Genomic DNA, 20,417 nt, shown 5'->3' on the forward strand with positions numbered 1-20,417 from the left:
AGCTTTGCGACGCTAGACCCGTTCTTGCATAGTGGCCACAGGTTGGTTGAGGAACACTATTGGCGTCAGTGTAGGACAAAAAGCTTGCTGCCAACAACCGTGAATCTACGGATGAAAGGTTTGCAAATACTCCCGCAGCCGCTGTAATGCCTGACCCCGATGACTGACCTGTTGCTTTTCAGTGGGACTCATCTCGGCAAAGGTACGCTGCTGACTGGGCACCCAAAAGATAGGATCGTAGCCAAACCCCCCTTGACCGCGGGCCGCCGTTAAAATCTCACCTGCACACCGTCCTTCGGTCGTAACGGCAATCGTGCCATCGGGACGCGCGAGGGCAATGACACAAATAAATTCAGCGGCGCGATCGCTGACACCGGCCATTTCCCGTAATAGACGCTCAATACGCTCAGCATCCGTCGCACCGTAGCGAGCCGAGTAGATCCCCGGTGCCCCCTCAAGGGCATGAACGGCTAGCCCCGAGTCGTCGGCGATCGCCCACGTTCCCAGCTCCTGAGCGGCAGTGGTGGCCTTCAAACAGGCGTTGCCCACAAAGGAATCCGCAGTTTCAGCAATCTCAATCGTGGCTGGCAGGGGCAGCAACTCCCCAATCCATGGCTGTAACCAGCCTTGAAACTCTCTGACTTTACCGGCATTGTGACTGGCTAAGACCGCTTGGGCGAGAATGGGCATTGCCTAAGGACGACGCTGCAACTGAATATGATCTTGCCGCAAACTGACATCAAAGTGCTGCAGAAAATCCTGCCCCAATAGGCCAATGGTCATTTCAGGCTCAGCGACAGCAACGGGCACTTGCTTCCGATGAAAACCGCCGACGCTGATGGATTGGACATAGACCACTGGCAGCACCACTTGACCATTCGCGGTATGAAACAGGCGATTATCCACCACTTGAGCGGGGGTAATGCCTAAAGCGCGTGCCATCGATCGCGTAATCACTGTCATACTGGCGCCTGAATCCACTAGCATCTCAAACCGTAACCGTTGATTAAACATCACTGGGATAACGGGAATTCCTCCCTGCCGCCGCAGAATCGGTACGATGCCACTGGGCTGGGTGATCACTGTTGCCATGGGCGGAGCAGGGGTTCGGGGAAGTTGTTGCAGCCGCACCAATTCTTGACGATAGCTAGTAAGGGCTGGCGCCTGTTGGGGATGGGCACGAATGACCTGATCGAGAATTTGCACCGCTGTTGCCCAGTCTTGGTTGGCGATCGCCCGATAAAAACTTTCTGGCAGTGCCACCGCAGGCACCCCCTTGGCCGGGGCAATCAGGAGCATCATCCCTGCCAGCGTTGCCAGTGCCCAATATCCGTGTTGTTGGGTCATAATTTTCTTCGTACCCTAGGATCAATAGTAGCGAGATAAGCGTTGGCTATTCTAGGCTGCCAATGAGCACGCAACCTTCGCCACAACTGAGTCCTGAAGACTATCTGCAACGGGAAACCCAAAGTGGGGTCAAGCACGAATACATCAACGGTCAGATCTACGCAATGGCAGGGGCAAGCGATGCCCATGTCACCTTAGCCTTAAATTTGGCAACTCTGCTACGACCAACGGTGCGCCAACGGGGCTGTCGTCTCTACATTTCAGATATGAAAGTGCGTCTGGAGCAGCGAAATTGCTTTTACTATGCGGATCTTTTTGTTACCTGCGATCCACGGGATCGGCAAACCTCTCTCTATAAATCTTTCCCTTGCTTGGTGATTGAGGTGCTCTCTCCTTCAACAGAGGCCTTTGATCGCGGCGATAAGTTCCTTGACTATCAAAGCCTTGAGACGCTAGAGGAATACGTGCTGGTCAATACTCGTCAGCAGCGGCTAGAGACCTTTCGTCGCAGTACCTCGGGCTTATGGGTTTGGCAGGGCTATTCCCCGCCACAAAATTCGGTTGAACTCAAGAGCATCGCTTGGCAAGGCCACTTGTCTGATATCTATCAAGACGTGACCCTTGAGGAGGAGTTGAGGAGTTGAATTAAAAGTTGGTGTGAATCGCCTCCATCGGGCACGCGGTCACACATTGCTCACAGACAATGCAACGGGAGCGGCTAAATTGGAGTTGAAACGTCTCTGGATGGAGCGTCAGCGCCTGAGTGGGGCATACCCCCGTACAGAGGCCACAGTGGACACAGGCCTGCTCATCAATCACAATTTCACGGCTGGCAAGGGAAACCTCAATATTCTGTTGTCGTAACCATTCTAGGGCGGCCTCCATTTGATCAATGTCCCCAGCCAACTCTAGAACCAGTTTGCCCACTTGGTTAGGTGCCACTTGGGCGCGGATGATATTGGCAGCAATGTTAAAGTCCTTGGCTAGGCGATAGGTGACGGGCATTTGAATCGTCCGTCGAGGGAATGTCAATGTGACTCGCTTTTTCACTGGTTGAAGCTTTGCATCGCAGTACAGCCCTTTCCACAAGTATCGCACACTCGCAACGCTGTGAAAGTTAGCGCACAGCCCTTTTCATAGGAATTGAAAATGAAAAACCATTAAATTTTGTTTACTAGTCTATAAACCTAAAAGCCATCTCCAAAGTGAAATTGTTACCCTGCTAGATAGGATGAGATAGAGAATTTTTATCAAAATTTAATAAATTATTAAAAAATGAACATTGCAAAGAAAAATGAATCTCAAATCAAGCTAGAAGGTTCATCCGTTGCTGATGAAATGGCTCTTTTATGGACGCTTGCTGGCTTGATAATCATTTTCTTAAAATTATACTTTTCTCCCACCCTTTCAGTACAGTTGAGTTGTCAGCGCACTGAAACGAAAGATATGACCGCCACTGCCCAGTGCTTAGTTAAAGAATATTGGTTTTGGGGATTGTATAAACGAAATGAAATGTTAGTTGAATATGTCTCAAGGAGTAACATTGAAATCAAAGAGGAAATAGTTCGACAGCCGAATCCTTTATTACGCAAATTCCTAAGTTTCTACCGGTCAAAATTGAGCACCAACAGTTGTCTCATCGACCAGAGGAAGACTAGGATTGGGAATCGGTGCTGACAATTTCACCGAGGCGTTCAATCTGCAAGGGAGTGTTGGGAAAGTCGGCTTGGGTTAAACGGCGAATCAGTTGCACACTGGCAAAGTTTTGATCAATGTGGGGAATCCCCTTGGCATTGAGGCGTACAGGAATGACTTTACCTTGAAGGAAGCGGCCAGAACCATCGAGTTCAACATCGAGGATTAAGGACTTGCCAAGGGTGCCGTGACTGCTCAGGGTCTGATAGCCGACAAAGTTCCCTAGGGAATAGGCAATGAGGCGGCCTTTATACAATTCGAGGGCACGGGGGACATGGGGACCATGACCTAAGATTAAATCGGCACCGTTATCAATCATGGTGCGGGCAAACTGAACCACATTGCCGCGGTCTTCGCCATAAAAGTACTCGGTGCGATCGCGGGTGTGAATTTGATCGCTGCCTTCGGCGCCACCATGGAAACTAACAACCACAATATCAGCGTTTTGCTTGGCCTTCTGGACAAGAGCAGCACCGGCCTTGAGGTCTTGAATGCGATTTTGGCCGTAGTAGGTGGCAAAGCCAATAAATGCGGTTTTCAGGCCATTGGCTTCGAGGTAGGTAATTTGATTGAGATCACCAATGGCGGTCATGCCAGCGGCGTTGATGTGGCGAATCGTATCGCGAAATCCCTGCTCATTAAAGTCGTAGCTGTGGTTGTTGGCAATGTTGAGGACATTGAAACCAGCTTGGCGCAACACCTGTGCATAACTGGGCGGTGAGCGAAAGGCAAAACTGCGACCACTACTGGTGTTTTTGAAGGGATGGGGATGATCGGTGAGGGTACTTTCATAATTGCCAAAGAGGAGATCTGCCCCCTGAAGATAGGGTTTCACTTGGGCAAAGAGCTTTTGTGGATCCGCAGGCAAGCGGTTACTCGGAAAATTGGTGCCAAGGACAATATCGCCAACGGCCTTAATCCGCAAACGGCGATCGCTCGGGGCGGGTGGGGGGGGCACAAGGGGAACGTCGGGTTCAGGGGTTGTAATGGCTGGACTGGGTTCCGCACTCGGCGGGGCATCGACACTGAGTTGATTTTGCAGGGTAAGGGCAACGGCACCCGTGCCCGCGATCGCCAATAAACTGAGGGCAAAAGCACTGACCGCTTGATGGGATGGCGTGGTGGCAGGTGTCGTTGGATTTGAGCTTGTCTGCACAGACGGCGCCGCTGGTAAGGTCTCCTGTAAGTCAATGGTCTGTGTCCATTCTGGCCATTCTTCGCCAAGGAGCCGAGCATGGAGCCGTACACGTAGAACGCCTTGGGGCGCCAATTGCTTGAGGCCTCGGCAAACAAACTGAACGCAGACTTGGGGAGGGAGCGATCGCGCCGCTTCAAACATAATTTGTAAACAGTCACCCCGTCGCCGAACGAGGGCACGCACTCCCTTGGCCTGAAGCGTGCGGTTCATCAAATGGGCAATGGCCTCTGCTTGACCCTGCCGTGCCTGCTGCCAAATCAAATCAAGGGAAGCGGTCATGATCAAAGAACCCTCAGGCGATCGCGAGCGAACCTGTGGTTATTCTATGGGAAGTCACCAATCTTGAAAGTTAGTGTCAGGTCAATTTGACAAACGTCACGCAGAAGTTTCTTGGGTATGCAAGGCTCGCAACAGATCATGACGGCTAATAATGCCGACCAATTCTCCTTGGGCATTCAAGACCGGCAGGCGACTAATGTGGTGATTCACCATGAGGCGAGCCGCTTCAGCAATGGGTGCATCGACGTTAATCGTGTGGGGGTTGGGGGTCATCACATCTTGCACCTGTTGGCCGAGGGTTTTCTTGAGGTGTTGATGAAAGGATTCTGGAGACTCAAAGTAAATAATGCTGCCGAGGAACGTAATGTACAACGGTGGCTCGAGAGGCGCTTCGCGCACAATCAGGTCAGCTTCAGACACCAAGCCCACCAATTTGCCCTTATCATCCACCACGGGGAGGCCGCGCACCTGTTTTTCTTCCATCAGGCGAACTGCCTCAGAAATCGGGGCATCGGTAGGAATGGTAAAGGGGTTGGGGGTCATGTAGTCACGGACAAGAGCGGTCATAGTTAACCTAGGGAATGAGAGGACAGATGGAGGGGATGGTAGTCGCCGTGCATTGCCAGATCGGGACGGAGGCTCTGGGCATGGCGCAGGTAGGCATGGTAAATCGGTTGATCGGGGTTGGGGGTGTTGAAGTAAATCAAGCAGCGGATACAGCGGGGTAAGCCTCCCTCCACATGCATTTGTTGAACATCGAGGAGAGGAATGTTGCGCCAATGGGGACATTCCCGGGCGATCGCCGCCGGAAAGATTTGATCGAGGTCACGGGTCACAGAGAAGGTCACACTAATCACTTCCGAGAAATCGAGGGCATTGCGCCGCTCAATCTCGCCGAGGAGTTCCAAAACCGCCTCACGGATTGCTGGAATTGAATTTTCAGTGGCGGTAGTTGCTCCACGAATTGCTCGGACGCGCCAGCCCACAGTGTGCTCCTCCATCAAGATATCCGCAAGGGTACTGTATCCAGCTTAGGGGCGATAGAGCCATAGGGGAAGTCCATTGGTGGCCATTTCAAATTCCAGCCAGTCGAGACCCGCTTGCCAGGGAAAGGGGAATCGTTCCTGCTGACGCGGAAACAGCCGAGCCAAGGGGGACTTGGGTTCTTCGATGGTTTGCACCTTGGTTTTGTCGGGGTCAAGTCCGGCCAGTTCCGCTAACCAGCGCCGGGCATCCTCCTCGGTTCCTAGGCGATCCACCAGTCCGAGAGCAAGGGCCTGTTCACCCGTAAAGACACGGCCATCGGCAAAACTGCGCACGGTTTCGACATCGAGGTTACGGCCTTCGGCCACGGTTTGGACAAATTGGTGATAGCTGGTGTCAATGAGGTCTTGGAGAATGCGGATTTCTTCCTCGGTAAGGTCGCGATCGAAAGCAAGAATGTCCTTGTAGGGGCCAGACTTGACCACCTTGAATGAGACCCCCACCTTGTCGAGGAGCCGTTGCAAATTGTTGCCCCGCAGGATGACGCCAATACTGCCCGTAATGGTGCCGGGGTTGGCCATGATGTGCTGTGCCCCCATACCGATATAGACCCCGCCAGAGGCAGAGATATTGCCAAAACTGGCAACGATTTTCATTTTCGACTGCAAACGCTTGAGAGCCGCATAGATTTCTTGGGAGTCCCCCACGGTCCCGCCGGGACTGTCAATGCGCACCAGTAGTGCCGGATAGCCCCGTTCTTCAATGGTTTTCAGGGCTTTGAGGACACGACGGCGAGTACCCCCAGCGATCGCCCCCGTAATTTCGAGGCGGGCAATTTGACGATGGTAACCACGGGATAAGGGCCAAGGCATAGGTAGCAATCAGTTCAGCAAATCGTAACAATTGACTCGGATTTCTAATCTAGCAAGGTTCTAGGAGGCAGAGGGCGGTGCTTGCTTCACCATCGCTGCTGAGAGTCCCTCGGTACCGTTGCCGATATACCACAGGGCTGCTGCGGCTTCGGCGTGGGTGACGGGTTTTTGGGGCTGGAGCAAGAGGGTTTCTCCCCAAACGCGGCGAATGTTCGAGAGATCCCCCGCGAGATAGTCAGCGGCCACGGCATTGATGGCGGGGGGAGCAATCCGTTGACTGTCCTTGAAGCCCCATGTTTGCTGAATGCGGTCAATCGTGCTGGGACTGAGCCGCCCCTGTTGATCAAGGGGCACTTTCCACTGCAACAGCGTTTCGCGAGTAAGGGGAGCATTGGGGCGAAAGAGGGTACTAGTATCGCCGGTGAGGGGGCTGGGCAAAAATCCTGCCATCGCCAGTCCCTGAATATAGGGAAAGTCGGGATTATCACGGGGCACATCTTGGAAAATGGGTGTGTCGTTGCGGCTGCCCAAGCGGATTTGGCGTGCGGGGCGATCGGCATAAAAGCGGTTGTAGGTGGTCACCAACCAACGCACAAACTGAGCACGACTGATGGGGGTATTGGGTTGCAGGCGATCGCCCGTGGTGCTGAGAACCCCCAGTTCTGCCAAGTCACGAATGGCCGGCTGTAGGGGGGCAGGGGCGTCCTCTAGATCAGCGAACGTTTGGGGGGAGGAATGGGTGGGCTGGGGAGACGGTGTGGCCGTGGTGCTATTGGTGGATGTGTAGGCCACGGTGAAGGTTGTCAGGTTATTTTCTGGCACCGTGTTGATGGTGACGCTCACTTCCAGTTCAGCACTGCGCCCCCTGAGGGTGATCGTATTGTCGGCTACCTGTTGCTCCACCAGTTGCCAGCCCGACTGCTGAAATTGTTGGCTATAGAATTGCTGGATGGCGATCGCCGGCGCGGGTGCTTGCCAGCGGGTTTCCGTCGTCTGGGGTGACCCCGCTTGGGGCTGATTGGCTACAAGCATCGCATTAGGAAACCGTAAATTCTCTGGTAGCGTTGTCGTCGGTTCTGGCGTGGGTGCTTTCCCCGCCCATTGATCAGCATTGGGGTCAGCAGCAAACCAACTTTGTAGCCCACTGCCCTCACAACTGCTGAGAAGCAGGGCACTCAAGAATAAGATCCATCCCAATTGGCGCGATCGCTTCAACGTTCTTCGACCCTCAGCTTGCTACCGTTTCACTCAGCACTGATTTCAACCGCCATAGAAGGAAAGTCTGCCCCAACTCTAGGGGCAGCGGTGTCACCCCCTCAATACAGGACTGTACCCAGCCCTCTCCCCACGACCATTCTTGCCAGCCCTCAATGGTCTGCCGCAGCACCAATACCAGTCGCTCTGCTGTGAGTAGTTCCACGCGATGTTCCAGTTTTAACCACAGGAATTCACTGCTGAAGGTATCCCCCACTTGCAGGCGATCGCCCGTCGTCTGAATCTGTAGGGGCCACAACCACTGCCGTAACTGTGCTGGCTGCGTCAAATAATCCCGCAGTTGGTCTGCGGTGGCCGGCACTTCAATGCGCAAATGGCTTGATTGAAATGTTCCCAGCATGGCTTTCCCTAGGAGGACAGGTAGGTGTAGCTGCGCAAACTCCGCTCGTAGTTTTCCAGTAGGTGCTGCGCTTCTGCCAATGTAATTTGCTGCTCCGCAAGGGCAGCCTCGGCACGACGGCGAATTTTCTCGAGGAGGGCATCCCCTTGGTACTGCACATAACCGAGGACTTCTTGCATTGTATCGCCCCGCACCAAATGCTCAATTTCGTAGCCCTTGGGGGTTAGACGGATATGGACGGCATTCGTATCCCCAAAGAGATTGTGGAGGTTGCCCATGATCTCTTGGTAGGCACCGTTGAGAAAAAGGCCAAGGTAGTAGGGTTCCCCTGGGCGAAAGGGATGGAGTTCCAAGACCGATTTCACATCCCGCAGGTCAATGAACTGGTCAATTTTGCCGTCGCTGTCGCAGGTGAGATCCGCAAGGATGCCCCGTTCTGTGGGTTCTTCATCGAGGCGGTGGATTGGCATGATTGGAAACAGTTGATCGATCGCCCAGCTATCGGGCACCGATTGAAACACCGACAGATTGATGTAGTAAATCGAAGCCATGATTTTCTCAAGATCTTCGAGATCGTCGGGCACATATTCCTGCTGGCGAGCAATGCCGAGGATTTTGGCACAACAGGCCCAAAAGAGACTCTCTGCCCGTGCCCGCTCTGGCAAACTCAAGTAGCCAAAGTTAAAGAGACTGATGGCTTCTCCCTTAAATTGCAGGGCGTCGTTGTAGGCCTCTTGGTAGTTGTTTTCATCAATTGTTTGGTAGGTATCGTAGAGATTGCGAATAATCAGGTGCTCCTCTTCCGTGGCCGGTTCGGGGGTAATTTTGGGCACTTCACTGACCCCCAAGACATTGAAAATCAACACCGATTGATGGGAGGCAATGGCGCGGCCACTCTCACTAATGAGAATGGGATCGGGAATGCCCCGCTGCCGACAGGCGTCCTTAATGCCGGCCACCACATCACTGGCATAGTTTTGCATACTGTAGTTTTTCGAGGCATGGAAATTGGTTTTCGAGCCGTCGTAATCCACCCCTAAGCCACCGCCCACATCGAGGTATTGCATATTGGCACCGAGGCGCACCAGCTCGCCATAAATTTGCCCCGCTTCGCGAATGGCATCCTTAATGACGCTAATGGCAGAGATTTGCGAGCCAATGTGAAAGTGCAACAGTTGCAAGGAATTGAGCATTCCTACTTCTCGCAGTTGTTCAACCGCTGTTAAAATCTCTGGCACCGTCAGACCAAACTTGGCGCGATCGCCCGCAGAAGTGCCCCAACGCCCCACCCCTTGGGTACTGAGTTTTGCCCGCACCCCCACAATGGGTTCAATGCCCAAAGCCTGACTGACAGCAATCACTTCCGCGACTTCTTCAGGCTGCTCAAGGACAATGATCGGGGTGTGGCCGAGGCGACGCGCCAGAATAGCCGTTTCAATGTAGCCGCGATCCTTATAGCCATTGCAGATCAGCAGTGCCCCCGGTGTATTGAGCATGGCCAAGGCAATCAGCAATTCCGGTTTTGATCCTGCCTCTAGGCCAAACTGATGGGACTGGCCAAAGCGCACGAGGGCTTCAATGATGTGGCGTTGTTGATTGCACTTAACGGGAAAGACCCCCTTGTAGGTGCCCTGATAGCCATAGCGGGCAATGGCACGGGCAAAGCAGGCATTGAGTCGCTCAATGCGATCCTCAAGGATATCGGAAAACCGCAGTAGCAGGGGGAGGCCAATGTTGCGCTGTTGGAGCGCCTGCACCAATTCATAGAGATCCAATGACCCACCGCGATCGCCCTTGGGAGAGACGGTGACATGACCCGCCGCATTAATCCCAAAGTAGGGTTCGCCCCAGCCCTGAATGCGGTAGAGCTGCTCGCTGTCCTCAATTGTCCAATTGCTGGTTTTCGTAACGGTCAAGGCCATCGTGGGTGACACAGCAGCCATAGTGCGCTCCCAAATAAAACCCTGCTGATCCTAACTTGTTTTTGCCAGTGGCACCAATGCAATTGCCGTCGCCTTTTCGGAAGCGTTCGGCTGGCATGGTAGCATTAGGGATCGCTTCCCCTACCGTTGACCGCCATGGCCTTTACGAAAATTTTGATTGCCAATCGTGGCGAAATTGCACTGCGGATTCTGCGTACCTGTGAGGAATTGGGCATTGCAACGGTTGCCGTCTATTCCACCGTAGATCGCCATGCCCTGCATGTGCAATTGGCCGATGAGGCGGTGTGCATTGGCGAAGCCCCCAGTAGCCGCAGCTATCTCAATATTCCCAACATTATTGCTGCTGCCCTCACCCGCCATGTCTCGGCGATTCACCCGGGCTATGGCTTTTTGGCGGAAAATGCCCGCTTTGCCGAGATCTGCGCCGACCACAAAATTACCTTTATTGGGCCGAGTCCCGCTGCCATGCGTGCTATGGGGGATAAATCCACCGCCAAAGCGACGATGCAACAGGTGGGGGTGCCAACAATTCCCGGCAGTGATGGACTGGTGCAGGATGAGGAAACCGCGCGGGCGATCGCCCGCAAAATTGGCTATCCCCTGATGATTAAAGCCACGGCTGGGGGGGGTGGCCGGGGGATGCGCTTGGTGCGCTCTGCTGAAGATTTAGGACGGGCTCTCAGTGCCGCCCAAGGGGAAGCGGAAGCCGCCTTTGGCAATGCCGGCGTCTATCTGGAGCGGTTTATTGAAAATCCCCGCCACATTGAGTTCCAGATTCTGGCGGATAGCTATGGCAATGTCATTCACCTTGGGGAGCGCGATTGCTCTGTACAGCGGCGTCATCAAAAGCTCCTTGAGGAGGCGCCTAGCCCTGCCCTCACCCCAGAACTGCGTGCCAAGATGGGAGCTGCTGCTGTCACTGCCGCCAAAGCCATTAACTACGTCGGTGCCGGCACCATTGAATTTCTCCTCGACGGCCAAGACAACTTTTACTTTATGGAAATGAATACTCGCATTCAGGTGGAGCACACCGTCACAGAAATGATTACGGGGCTGGATCTGATTGCGGAGCAAATTCGCATTGCCCAAGGGGAACCCCTCAGTTTGACCCAAGAGCAGGTTGAGTTGCGCGGACACGCGATCGAGTGCCGCATCAATGCCGAGGATCCGGAGCGCAATTTCCGTCCCCATCCCGGTCGTATTAGCGGTTACTTGCCCCCCGGTGGCCCTGGGGTGCGCATGGACTCCCATGTTTATACCGACTATGAAATCCCCCCCTACTATGATTCGCTGATCGGTAAATTGGTGGTGTGGGGGAGCGATCGCCCCGCTGCCATTGCCCGCATGAAGCGTGCCCTAAGAGAATGTGCGATTATGGGGGTGCCGACCACCATTCCCTTTCATCAGCAGGTGATGGACACACCAGAGTTTCGCAGCGGTATTGTCTATACCAACTTTGTCGATAAGCTCATGACCACATTGGGCTGGAATGTTTAATGCTGGGGCAAAGGAAACTACTGATTGCAGCGAGTGGTACCGGCGGGCATCTCTTTCCCGCACTAGCAGTAGCAGAAGAGTTACCTGAATATGACATCCATTGGTTGGGGGTGCGCGATCGCCTTGAACAGAAATTAATTCCGCCCCAGTACCCCCTGCATACGATCAACTTCGCTGGTGTCCAAGGCAAGACCCCTTGGGCAAGGCTGCGCCCCCTCTGGCAATTTTGGGGAGCTTTTTGGCAAACGCGCCAGTTGTTAAAACAGGGACACTTCCAAGGGGTGTTTACCACCGGTGGCTACATTGCAGCGCCAGCTATTTTAGCGGCTCGCAGTTTGGGGCGTGTCGCCCTGCTCCATGAATCCAACGCCCTACCGGGCAAAGTCACCCGCTGGCTGGCGCCTTGGTGTACGCTGGTTGCCTTGGGTACCCCCGCGAGTTTAGCCTACCTCAAATCCAAACGGCTGAACCTACGGGTCACGGGCACGCCGGTGCGTCCCGATATTCTCCATCCCGGCGACTTGGAGTTGCCGATTCCCAAGGAGGTACCCCTGATTCTAGTGATGGGGGGGAGTCAAGGAGCAGTGGCCATCAATCGCCTTGTACGGGAAACGGTTCACCGCTGGCTCGAGGCGGGGGCTTGGGTGATCCATCTCACGGGCAACAATGATCCCGATGCCCAAAGTGTTCAGCATCCCCACTATCTCGTCTTTCCCTTCTTTGAACCCATGGGACCCCTGCTGCACCGCGCGGATATCGTCATTAGTCGAGCTGGCGCCAGTGCCTTGGCGGAACTAGCCCTCACAGGAACCCCAGCGCTGTTGATTCCCTATCCCTATGCGGCTGAAGATCACCAAACGGTGAATGCTGAAGTGCTGGTGAGTGCCGGCGCTGCTGAAATGATCCCGCAGTCGGCATTGACGGGCGATCGCCTCGGACGGATCATTTTAGAATGGCTAGGGCAGCCCCAAAAATTACAAGCCATGGCAGAGAATGCCCGCCAATTGGCCATGCCCAACAGCAGTCAGCAGGTCGCTGATCTCATTCGTACGCTGATTCCCGCCCCCTAGGAAACGCGCTATGCCCATCCGTCTGCTTTTTGTTTGTCTTGGTAATATCTGTCGCTCCCCTGCTGCCGAAGGGATCATGCAGGATCTGATCAAAAAGGCCGGCCTAGAGCATGAGATTCAGTGTGATTCCGCCGGCACCAGCAACTTTCACGTTGGCGATCCACCGGATGCCCGCATGGTGATGACGGCACGGCAACGGGGACTGCCCTTGACCCATCGAGCACGCCAATTTCATGCCGCCGACTTTGAGGAATTTGATCTGATTTTGGCGATGGATCGGGAAAACTACTATGATATCTTGCGCCTTGACCCCGAAGGGAAATACCGCGATAAAGTGCGGTTAATGTGTGATTTTTGCCGTCACCACGACGCGAGGGAAGTGCCCGACCCCTACTACGGTGGTCGTCAGGGGTTTGAGAAGGTGTTGGATCTGCTCACCGATGCCTGTGAAGGCCTCCTAGAGTATCTCAAGGCTCACTACCCCCAACTACAGGAGCAGCATTGATGGACTACCGCAGTGCCGGTGTAGATGTAGCCGCTGGCCGTGCCTTTGTCGAGCAAATTCGCCCCTTGGTGCAGCGCACCCAACGACCGGAAGTGGTGGGACGACTGGGAGGCTTTGCTGGGCTATGTCAAATTCCCAAGGGCTATCGTCAGCCCCTTTTGGTGTCGGGAACTGATGGGGTGGGCACGAAGCTAAAGCTGGCTCAGGCGCTTGATCGCCACGATACGGTTGGCATTGATCTGGTGGCCATGTGTGTCAACGATGTCCTCACCTGCGGTGCTGAGCCACTCTTTTTCTTGGACTACATTGCCTGTGGTTGTCTGGCGCCAGAGATTATGACCGCTGTGGTGGCGGGTATTGCCCAAGGGTGTGAAGCGGCGGGTTGTGCCCTCTTGGGGGGGGAGACAGCGGAAATGCCAGGATTCTATGCCGAAGGGGTCTATGACCTTGCGGGGTTCTGTGTTGGTGTCGTTGAGCAGGATCAGGTGCTGGATGGCACGCAGGTGCAGGTGGGGGATGTGGTGTTGGGTTTAGCCAGTTCTGGCTTGCACAGTAATGGCTTTAGTTTGGTGCGTAAAATTGTTAGCGATCGCCAGCTCAGTTGGCAGGATACCCCCCTTGGCTCCACCCCCTTTGGCGAGCTGTGCTTAGAACCGACGCGCCTCTATGTCCAACCCATTCGTGCTGCTTTGGCGCAAGGGATTCCCATCCACGGCATGGCTCACATCACCGGCGGTGGTCTGCCGGAAAATTTGCCCCGCTGCTTGGGCGAAGGGCGATCAGCTCAACTCGATCCTCAGGCTTGGCCGATTCCACCACTCTTCCACTGGCTAGGGGAGATGGGGGAAGTCAGCTTGGGCGAACTTTTCAACACCTTCAATATGGGGATTGGGTACACCGTGGTTTTACCGCCGTCAGCGGTTGCAGCGGCGCAGGCCTGCTTTGCCGAGTGGGGGGTTGAGAGTTGGCCAATTGGCACCGTTGTTGCGGGCACCGGTGAGGTACTGGGATTACCTGCTGCTTAGTTGATGCGCGTGTACCATTCACCATCTCACTGACGCCTAGAATAAAGGTGCTGGGTGCTATCACGGACTTTTGCGAAAAATGACGGCTCCTCTCCTCACCCTTGAAAGTGGCGATCGCCTGACCCGCGAGGAATTTGAAGACCGCTATGGCCGCTCTCCCCACATTAAAAAAGCGGAACTGATCAATGGAGTCGTGTTTGTGGCCTCACCAATTCGGGTTAGAAACCACGCCCAGCCCCATAGCAACATTCTTGGCTGGCTCTTTCACTACAGCATTGAATTTAGCGCCTTCATGGTTTGCGATAACGCCACAGTCCGGCTTGATCACCAAAATGAAGTCCAACCCGATGTGCTATTGCGCCTTGAGGCATCGGCGGGGGGACAATCGCGCATTAGTGCTGATGACTACATCGAAGGGGCACCGGAGTTAGTGATTGAAATTGCCTCTAGCAGTGCCGCCTACGATCTCCACGACAAGAAAGACCTCTATTGCCGTTTTGGCGTCAAGGAATATCTGGTGTGGGTGGTCTCAGAACAGGTCTTTTACTGGTATCACCGCGAGCAGGGAAGCTACGTTCAACAACAACCCGATCGCGAGGGAGTGCTTCGCAGTCAAGAGTTTACCGGTCTCTGGTTGAATTTGCCTGCCCTTTTACAAGGGAATATGAAAAGCGTAATGATCACATTACAACAGGGGCTAGCTTCCCCTGAATGCCAACGGTTTGCTGAAGCCTTAAAGCGGCAATCACAATAAATTTAGCGTTGCCCCCGGAGGCTACGGAATGACTCAATTAGTTAATATCATCCCCCTTGAAAGTGGCGATCGCCTAACCCGCGAGGAATTTGAATACCGCTATGAGCACTCTCCCCACATCAAAAAAGCGGAACTGATCAATGGAGTCGTGTTTGTGGCCTCCCCAATTAGAGTAAGAAAGCACGCTCAACCTCACGGACACATGGTTGTGTGGCTGGGTACCTATGCGACACTGATGCCCAGTTTGATGATGTGTGACAATGCTACTGTACGGCTGGATGACAGCAATGAAGTGCAACCCGATGTGCTATTGCGCCTCGAAGAATCGGCGGGGGGACAATCACGCATTAGTGCCGATGACTACATCAAAGGGGCACCGGAGTTAGTGATTGAAATTGCCACTAGCAGTGCCGCCTACGATCTCCACGACAAGAAAGACCTCTATTGCCGTTTTGGCGTCAAGGAATATCTGGTGTGGGTGGTCTCAGAACAGGTCTTTTACTGGTATCACCGCGAGCAGGGGAGCTACGTTCAACAACAGCCCGATCGCGAGGGAGTGCTGCGTAGTCAAGAGTTTGCCGGCCTGTGGCTGAACTTGCCGGCCCTTTTGCAAGGGGATATGAAAAGCGTGATCCTGACATTGCAACAGGGGTTGGCAACAAGAAGTGATCACCCCCTCAGTGAAGGATAGATCATGGAACACTGGCAGTGGCGACTCAAGAGTTATAAAAAAGCGTTTCAGAGGCTTCAGGAAGAGGTGGAACTGTGCCGTACTCGCCCCTTGAGCAATATAGAAAAGCAGGGAGTGATTCAAGGATTTGACTACACGTTTGAACTGGCGTGGAACCTGCTCAGGGACTATAGCTATTCCAATCAAGAATGAGATATTATCCAGCACAATAACTGTGAATGCGTCAGGACACCTTTGTGAAGGTCGGCGTCAAGGCAAAACGTTTGAGAGCAGACGATGACTACCTCGCTCATCTCCTTGCTACTGCCTGAGTATGCGTTTGCCCTGCGAGGATTTCGGATCAGCCTCACTGCTTGCCTGCAAGGCTTTGAGATCCAGCAAACTGACAATCGTCCCCATAATGGGAATGGCAAGGAAGATACCGACAATGCCTGCAACCGTTGCCCCCACCAAGAGGGAAAAAAATAAAACCACTGGATTTAGGTTGACGGAGTTGCGCATCACACGGGGCATGAGGATATTTTCTTCCACCTGTTGCAGCAGAATACAGCTAATCAGCACTTGTACACTCAGGGCAATACTCTTGGGCAGCAGGATCAAGCAGATGAGGGAAATGCCCATCGTTGAGCCAATCCCTGGAATGAGATCCAAGCCACCGGCGATCGCCCCAAGGGCAAGGGCATAGGGGGCACGTAACACCAGCAAGACAAGGAATGTGGCAGTACCAAAGAAGAGAGAGAGAAGCAAACGGCCACTAAAGAAGCCCAAAAAGTTCCGCTCTAAGGCTTGGGGCACGCGATCGCGCCACGGATCAGGCAAAAAACTCAGTAGGTACTGCCATAGCCGCTCCCCCTCCAGCAGCATAAAGAAGGTAATCACAGCAACAATAATGCCGCTTAGGAAGAGGGCAAAGATGGACTGGAGCTTACCAAAGCCAAACTGAATCCCCGCAAGGGCAAAGTTGCGCAATTCTGACTCCAGTTGCTGGAAATTGATGTCTAGATTCCATCGCGCCAGAAACTGCTGCATCCTCTCAAGGGAGTCAATCCACAGATCAATTTGGCTAGGCAAATTGGTGATCAAGTCCTGCAACTGGCCAATGATCGCCAACCCAAGGGTAATCCCCAAGCCGATTAGAATTGCCAATGTCCCCAGAAACACAATGGTAACCGCCAAACTATGGGGCAAGTAACGCTTGAGCCAGCCCACAGGATAGTTGAGTAAAAACGCCAGAATGGCCGAAAAAAGAAAGATCAGTAAGACGTAGGCAAAGTAGTGCAAAAGTTGCACGCCAATCCAGCCAAGGGCAAAGAGCAGCAGCAGGCGCAGTAGGCGGCGGTTTTCGAGGCGATCGAGCCAATTGAACATAGATTGATGTCGGATGCCCTCAACGCCTTGACTATAGCTCATAGGCTGCGTTTTGCGGCTCAGTTACATTACTTTACAAAGCGTCTGACCCTTTGGGATCATGGGATGGGGTTTTAATCGTACGGAGTAGATCGGCGTGGATCAGCACAGTTGGCAAACCAGTTCGCAGTGGATCATGGTGGGGTTATTGCTCTTGTTTGCGATCGCCCACAGTGGATTGGCAAGCCTACGTCCTTGGGCAGAAAAGCGCGTCGGTGCCCGCCTTTATCGCATTTTTTTTGCCCTAGTGAGTCTGCCCTTAGCGACAACCTTGATTCTCTACTTTTTGGCCCATCGCTACGACGGCGTGCAACTGTGGCAACTCCAAGGGGTACCGGGGATGGGGGCGCTCGTGTGGGGGCTATCGGCGATCTCGTTTCTCTTTCTTTATCCGGCCACATTTAACTTGCTAGAGATTGCCGCTGTACAAAAGCCAGAAGTGCACCTCTACGAAACGGGCATTATTCGCATTACCCGTCACCCGCAGTTATGGGGACAGGTGATCTGGTGTGTGGCGCATACGCTGTGGTTGGGCACGTCCTTTACACTGCTGACCTCCCTTGGGCTGATTGCCCATCACTGCTTTGGGGTTTGGCATGGCGATCGCCGCTGGTACGCACGGCATGGAGAAGCGTTTACTGCTCTGAAAGCCCGCACCTCAATCATTCCCTTCAAAGCCATTTGGGAAGGTAGGCAACAACTCGTGTGGCGGGAATTTTGGCGCCCCGCCTATGGGGGAGTAGCGATCTTTGTCGGTTTGCTGTGGTGGCTACATCCTTACTTTTATCAAGTCACGCCGCAAATTTTGCCCTTTTAGCTTCTCCATTGGAAATTCCGCATAATTGAAGATGGAGCTATTTTAAGCAACTTTTTCTCACCCCTTTGCAACAGTGTCCTCCCCATCCTCCCCTCCTTCTCTGACTGCTGAATCTCGCCTCACTCGACTTTTCAATCAATTACAACCGCCCCCGGAAACCGTCGTACTGGTCTTGGCAGTACTCATTGGCGGCAGTGCAGGGCTGAGTGTGCTGCTGTTTCGTTACCTGATTGAGACAATTCATCACATGGCCCTTGAAGACTTGATGGGGCTGATGGGTCGATGGGGCGCTTGGACACTGGCCTGTGTTCCGGCCTTGGGGGGCTTGCTGGTGGGGATCATCCGCCAGTTTGTCCAAGAGTTTAGTCCCAATTTGGTGTCATTGATGGGTGCCGTAGAAGCGGGCAAGGAAATTCCCTTCATTCGTCCCATGGCCAAAACCCTTGCGGCGGCGATTTCCCTTGGTACAGGTGCGTCCCTTGGTCCAGAAGGCCCCAGTGTGGAAGTGGGCGCCAACATCGGTATTCTCCTTGGTCAAGCGCTGAAGGTCTCGCGAGAACGGCAAAAGTTGCTCCTCGGTGCAGGGGCAGCGGCAGGGTTGGCAGCAGGCTTCAATGCCCCGATCGCTGGCGTGTTCTTTGCCCTAGAGGTGGTATTGGGCACCACGTTTGAAACAACGGCTGTGAGTGTGGTGCTTTTGGCCGCTGTGATTTCTGCCCTGATTACCCAAATTGGCTTGGGGTCACAACCCGCCTTTGATTTGCCCACCTATGAGGTGCGCAGTTCCCTTGAGTTGCCCTTGTATTTGGGCTTGGGACTGTTGGCCTACGGTGTCGCCGTTGCCTATACCCACTTGCTCCAGTCGCTCCCCCAAGTTTTTCAGGGGAAGATACCCCCCCTGCAGTTTTTAGGTCGCATTCCCCTACTGCTGCGTCCCCTTGTGGGTGGGTTATGTGTTGGCCTTGTGGCTCTGCATTTACCGCAAGTGCTGGGCATTGGCTATGAAACGGTGGAAGCAATTCTCAGGGACGTGAACCTCTCCCTTGGTTTGTTGTTGGTATTGCTGCTAGCCAAAATGGTACTGACGGCAGTGAGTCTTGGCAGTGGCTTGGTGGGGGGCATCTTTGCACCAGCCCTATTTTTGGGGGCTTCCCTAGGAGCTGCCTACGGTAAGGTGTTGCCGATCCTGCTACCCATGTTTGCCAACAGTATTGCTGCTCCTGCCGCCTATGCAACGGTGGGAATGGCCGCCGTCCTTGCCGCTAGCGTCAATGCCCCCTTAACCGCCATTTTGCTGCTCTTTGAAATGACACGGGACTATCGCATTATTTTGCCTCTGATGGCAGCGGTGGGCTTGAGTGTCTGGCTAGTGAATAGTTTGAGTGTTCAAAAACGGGGCGAACTGCCCGCATTGGCACCCAGCGCTCAGACCCAGAAGGAGGAGCAGGAGGAAATTCCCCCCAATCTTTCTGTGGCGGAAGCCATGCAATCGGAGGTGCTGTTTCTTAGCGAAGCGACGCCTGTGGTTGCAGCTGGCTTGCAACTGATTGAAAAAAAAGCCTACTGCGCCTTTGTGACCGATAGTCAGCAGGACTTGATGGGGTTGGTCACCCTTGGGGATATTAATCGGGTGCTGACCCGTTGGGAAGCAGATCAGGAAACAACCGCCTATCAAACGCAAACGGTGGGGAGTGTCTGTACGCGAGATCTGTTACTGGCCTATGGGGATGAACCCCTGAAGGACGCCCTCGATCGCATGGCAGCGCGGGATTTAAGGCAGTTGCCCGTGGTCGATCGCCAGAACCCGCAACGGGTGTTAGGCCTACTCACCAGAGAGAATATCCGCCTTGCCTATTCTCTGGATCAAACGCGACGTAAGCTTTTGCCCTATTTAGAGTGGGCGATGCTGTCGCTGCCCCTAGAACCCGCTGCTTCAGATCTGGTGGAGACCTCCCATTAACTGGGAGCGCAGGTGAATGACCTCGCCAATGACAATCAGGGCAGGCGTTTGAATCTGTGCCTCGTCATAGGTGGCGATCGCTCGCTCTAGGGTTGTCACCACCACCCGTTGCTGCGGTGTTGTCCCTGATTCAATAAAGGCCAAGGGCGTCTGGGGCGATCGCCCACCCGCCAAGAGTTGCGGCACAATTTCCCCCAGATGGTGGAGTCCCATGTAAATCACAATCGTATCCACCGCCGTAGCCAGAGCCGACCAATTTACACGCGGTTGATAGCGACCAGCAGCCTCATGGCCCGTGACAAAAACCACCGAAGAACTAAAATCCCGATGGGTGAGGGGAATGTGCGCATAGGCAGGTGCAGCCACCCCACTGGTGACCCCCGGCACCACTTCGACAGTAATGCCAGCCTCGACAAGGGCAAGACACTCTTCACCCCCTCGGCCAAAGACAAAGGGATCACCCCCCTTGAGGCGCACAATCACCGCATGGCGCTGAGCCAAGTCAATCAACAGGCGGCAAATCTCCCCTTGGGACAGGGTATGGTTGCCCCGCCGCTTGCCCACATGAATTTTTTCCGCTTCGGGGTTGATCAAGTTAAGAATTGCGGGGCTAATCAGCGCATCGTAGAGCACCACATCCGCCCACTCCAGTAGCGTCTTGGCACGCACCGTCAGTAGCCCCACATCGCCGGGGCCTGCGCCCACTAAATATACTTTGCCAATTAATTGCGATGAAGTCATTCTTAAATCAAACCTTG

The 20,417-nt window shown here is 54.0% G+C and carries 22 protein-coding genes; 10 read left to right on the forward strand and 12 right to left on the reverse strand.

Translation table 11 applies throughout. The features are described 5' to 3' along the window. Window positions 1–105: 105 nt before the first annotated feature. Window positions 106–690 (reverse strand): RdgB/HAM1 family non-canonical purine NTP pyrophosphatase, encoded by a 585-nt coding sequence (gene rdgB / locus QYC28_RS07535; protein ID WP_302679242.1) that lies wholly within the window; start codon window positions 688–690, stop codon window positions 106–108. A 3-nt stretch (window positions 691–693) separates the two neighbouring features. Further along, entirely contained in the window at window positions 694–1,347 is a 654-nt protein-coding gene (locus tag QYC28_RS07540) for a TIGR02281 family clan AA aspartic protease (protein ID WP_302679243.1), read from the reverse strand. A 62-nt stretch (window positions 1,348–1,409) separates the two neighbouring features. On the opposite strand from QYC28_RS07540, the gene QYC28_RS07545 reads away from it, so the two are divergent. After that, on the forward strand, window positions 1,410–1,991 hold the full coding sequence (locus QYC28_RS07545; protein ID WP_149819629.1) for a Uma2 family endonuclease: 582 nt from the start codon (window positions 1,410–1,412) through the stop codon (window positions 1,989–1,991). Window position 1,992: 1 nt separating this feature from the next. On the opposite strand, the gene QYC28_RS07550 is transcribed toward QYC28_RS07545, so the two are convergent. The 8 genes from QYC28_RS07550 to speA all read right to left on the reverse strand — a co-directional run bounded on the left by QYC28_RS07550 (window position 1,993) and on the right by speA (window position 9,912). After that, window positions 1,993–2,397: an NIL domain-containing protein gene (locus tag QYC28_RS07550; protein WP_149819631.1), complete on the reverse strand. Its 405-nt coding sequence runs from the start codon at window positions 2,395–2,397 to the stop codon at window positions 1,993–1,995. Window positions 2,398–3,001: 604 nt separating this feature from the next. Further along, window positions 3,002–4,519, reverse strand: a complete 1,518-nt coding sequence (locus QYC28_RS07555; protein WP_302679244.1) for a CapA family protein — start codon at window positions 4,517–4,519, stop codon at window positions 3,002–3,004. 96 nt (window positions 4,520–4,615) lie between these two features. Beyond that, window positions 4,616–5,086, reverse strand: a complete 471-nt coding sequence (locus QYC28_RS07560; protein WP_149819635.1) for a CBS domain-containing protein — start codon at window positions 5,084–5,086, stop codon at window positions 4,616–4,618. Between the two features lie 2 nt (window positions 5,087–5,088). Next, window positions 5,089–5,520 (reverse strand): chorismate mutase, encoded by a 432-nt coding sequence (gene aroH / locus QYC28_RS07565; protein WP_149819637.1) that lies wholly within the window; start codon window positions 5,518–5,520, stop codon window positions 5,089–5,091. A 30-nt stretch (window positions 5,521–5,550) separates the two neighbouring features. Next, on the reverse strand, window positions 5,551–6,375 hold the full coding sequence (gene sppA, locus QYC28_RS07570) for a signal peptide peptidase SppA (protein WP_286625191.1): 825 nt from the start codon (window positions 6,373–6,375) through the stop codon (window positions 5,551–5,553). A 60-nt stretch (window positions 6,376–6,435) separates the two neighbouring features. Further along, window positions 6,436–7,554, reverse strand: a complete 1,119-nt coding sequence (locus QYC28_RS07575) for an S-layer homology domain-containing protein (protein ID WP_286625192.1) — start codon at window positions 7,552–7,554, stop codon at window positions 6,436–6,438. Between the two features lie 49 nt (window positions 7,555–7,603). Then, window positions 7,604–7,990, reverse strand: a complete 387-nt coding sequence (locus tag QYC28_RS07580) for a hypothetical protein (protein WP_286625193.1) — start codon at window positions 7,988–7,990, stop codon at window positions 7,604–7,606. A gap of 8 nt (window positions 7,991–7,998) precedes the next feature. Continuing rightward, entirely contained in the window at window positions 7,999–9,912 is a 1,914-nt protein-coding gene (gene speA, locus QYC28_RS07585; protein ID WP_149821751.1) for a biosynthetic arginine decarboxylase, read from the reverse strand. 156 nt (window positions 9,913–10,068) lie between these two features. On the opposite strand from speA, the gene accC reads away from it, so the two are divergent. The 7 genes from accC to QYC28_RS07620 all read left to right on the forward strand — a co-directional run bounded on the left by accC (window position 10,069) and on the right by QYC28_RS07620 (window position 15,667). Further along, entirely contained in the window at window positions 10,069–11,430 is a 1,362-nt protein-coding gene (accC, locus tag QYC28_RS07590; RefSeq protein WP_286625194.1) for an acetyl-CoA carboxylase biotin carboxylase subunit, read from the forward strand. Continuing rightward, window positions 11,430–12,500, forward strand: coding sequence for an undecaprenyldiphospho-muramoylpentapeptide beta-N-acetylglucosaminyltransferase (gene murG / locus QYC28_RS07595; protein WP_302679245.1), 1,071 nt, complete (start codon window positions 11,430–11,432; stop codon window positions 12,498–12,500). Before accC ends, murG begins: the two co-directional genes overlap by 1 nt. A gap of 10 nt (window positions 12,501–12,510) precedes the next feature. Further along, window positions 12,511–13,005: a low molecular weight protein-tyrosine-phosphatase gene (locus QYC28_RS07600; protein ID WP_149819649.1), complete on the forward strand. Its 495-nt coding sequence runs from the start codon at window positions 12,511–12,513 to the stop codon at window positions 13,003–13,005. Continuing rightward, window positions 13,005–14,030 (forward strand): phosphoribosylformylglycinamidine cyclo-ligase, encoded by a 1,026-nt coding sequence (purM, locus tag QYC28_RS07605; protein WP_149819651.1) that lies wholly within the window; start codon window positions 13,005–13,007, stop codon window positions 14,028–14,030. Before QYC28_RS07600 ends, purM begins: the two co-directional genes overlap by 1 nt. Window positions 14,031–14,109: 79 nt before the next feature. Beyond that, a complete protein-coding gene (locus QYC28_RS07610) occupies window positions 14,110–14,784 on the forward strand; it encodes a Uma2 family endonuclease (protein WP_302679246.1) in 675 nt (224 codons plus the stop codon). A 28-nt stretch (window positions 14,785–14,812) separates the two neighbouring features. Beyond that, on the forward strand, window positions 14,813–15,475 hold the full coding sequence (locus tag QYC28_RS07615) for a Uma2 family endonuclease (protein WP_286668562.1): 663 nt from the start codon (window positions 14,813–14,815) through the stop codon (window positions 15,473–15,475). Between the two features lie 3 nt (window positions 15,476–15,478). Continuing rightward, window positions 15,479–15,667 carry a nucleotidyltransferase substrate binding protein gene (locus QYC28_RS07620; RefSeq protein ID WP_302679247.1) on the forward strand — a complete coding sequence of 63 codons (189 nt, stop codon included), beginning with the start codon at window positions 15,479–15,481 and terminating at the stop codon, window positions 15,665–15,667. Window positions 15,668–15,775: 108 nt separating this feature from the next. On the opposite strand, the gene QYC28_RS07625 is transcribed toward QYC28_RS07620, so the two are convergent. Continuing rightward, window positions 15,776–16,843 carry an AI-2E family transporter gene (locus QYC28_RS07625; RefSeq protein ID WP_226971909.1) on the reverse strand — a complete coding sequence of 356 codons (1,068 nt, stop codon included), beginning with the start codon at window positions 16,841–16,843 and terminating at the stop codon, window positions 15,776–15,778. 175 nt (window positions 16,844–17,018) lie between these two features. Here QYC28_RS07625 and QYC28_RS07630 point away from each other — a divergent pair, with 175 nt between their 5' ends. After that, entirely contained in the window at window positions 17,019–17,699 is a 681-nt protein-coding gene (locus QYC28_RS07630) for an NnrU family protein (protein WP_255451735.1), read from the forward strand. Between the two features lie 73 nt (window positions 17,700–17,772). Then, on the forward strand, window positions 17,773–19,659 hold the full coding sequence (locus tag QYC28_RS07635) for a chloride channel protein (protein ID WP_190278020.1): 1,887 nt from the start codon (window positions 17,773–17,775) through the stop codon (window positions 19,657–19,659). Here the strand turns inward: QYC28_RS07635 and cobA are convergent. Further along, window positions 19,633–20,400: a uroporphyrinogen-III C-methyltransferase gene (cobA, locus tag QYC28_RS07640; protein ID WP_149819663.1), complete on the reverse strand. Its 768-nt coding sequence runs from the start codon at window positions 20,398–20,400 to the stop codon at window positions 19,633–19,635. The two genes, QYC28_RS07635 and cobA, sit on opposite strands and share 27 nt — an antisense overlap. Window positions 20,401–20,417: the final 17 nt, after the last annotated feature.

The sequence above is a fragment of the Thermosynechococcus sp. HY596 genome (genome assembly GCF_030518715.1).
Classification (GTDB): domain Bacteria; phylum Cyanobacteriota; class Cyanobacteriia; order Thermosynechococcales; family Thermosynechococcaceae; genus Thermosynechococcus.

Coding starts and splice junctions, on each gene's coding strand:
- QYC28_RS07620 (WP_302679247.1), top strand. CDS start 15,479: ATGGAACACTGGCAGTGGCGACTCAAGAGTTATAAAAAAGCGTTTCAG.
- purM (WP_149819651.1), top strand. CDS start 13,005: ATGGACTACCGCAGTGCCGGTGTAGATGTAGCCGCTGGCCGTGCCTTT.
- murG (WP_302679245.1), top strand. CDS start 11,430: ATGCTGGGGCAAAGGAAACTACTGATTGCAGCGAGTGGTACCGGCGGG.
- aroH (WP_149819637.1), bottom strand. CDS start 5,520: ATGGAGGAGCACACTGTGGGCTGGCGCGTCCGAGCAATTCGTGGAGCA.
- QYC28_RS07610 (WP_302679246.1), top strand. CDS start 14,110: ATGACGGCTCCTCTCCTCACCCTTGAAAGTGGCGATCGCCTGACCCGC.
- QYC28_RS07545 (WP_149819629.1), top strand. CDS start 1,410: ATGAGCACGCAACCTTCGCCACAACTGAGTCCTGAAGACTATCTGCAA.
- QYC28_RS07540 (WP_302679243.1), bottom strand. CDS start 1,347: ATGACCCAACAACACGGATATTGGGCACTGGCAACGCTGGCAGGGATG.
- QYC28_RS07600 (WP_149819649.1), top strand. CDS start 12,511: ATGCCCATCCGTCTGCTTTTTGTTTGTCTTGGTAATATCTGTCGCTCC.
- sppA (WP_286625191.1), bottom strand. CDS start 6,375: ATGCCTTGGCCCTTATCCCGTGGTTACCATCGTCAAATTGCCCGCCTC.
- QYC28_RS07625 (WP_226971909.1), bottom strand. CDS start 16,843: ATGTTCAATTGGCTCGATCGCCTCGAAAACCGCCGCCTACTGCGCCTG.
- accC (WP_286625194.1), top strand. CDS start 10,069: ATGGCCTTTACGAAAATTTTGATTGCCAATCGTGGCGAAATTGCACTG.
- QYC28_RS07630 (WP_255451735.1), top strand. CDS start 17,019: ATGGTGGGGTTATTGCTCTTGTTTGCGATCGCCCACAGTGGATTGGCA.
- QYC28_RS07560 (WP_149819635.1), bottom strand. CDS start 5,086: ATGACCGCTCTTGTCCGTGACTACATGACCCCCAACCCCTTTACCATT.
- speA (WP_149821751.1), bottom strand. CDS start 9,912: ATGGCCTTGACCGTTACGAAAACCAGCAATTGGACAATTGAGGACAGC.
- QYC28_RS07615 (WP_286668562.1), top strand. CDS start 14,813: ATGACTCAATTAGTTAATATCATCCCCCTTGAAAGTGGCGATCGCCTA.
- QYC28_RS07555 (WP_302679244.1), bottom strand. CDS start 4,519: ATGACCGCTTCCCTTGATTTGATTTGGCAGCAGGCACGGCAGGGTCAA.
- QYC28_RS07580 (WP_286625193.1), bottom strand. CDS start 7,990: ATGCTGGGAACATTTCAATCAAGCCATTTGCGCATTGAAGTGCCGGCC.
- cobA (WP_149819663.1), bottom strand. CDS start 20,400: ATGACTTCATCGCAATTAATTGGCAAAGTATATTTAGTGGGCGCAGGC.
- rdgB (WP_302679242.1), bottom strand. CDS start 690: ATGCCCATTCTCGCCCAAGCGGTCTTAGCCAGTCACAATGCCGGTAAA.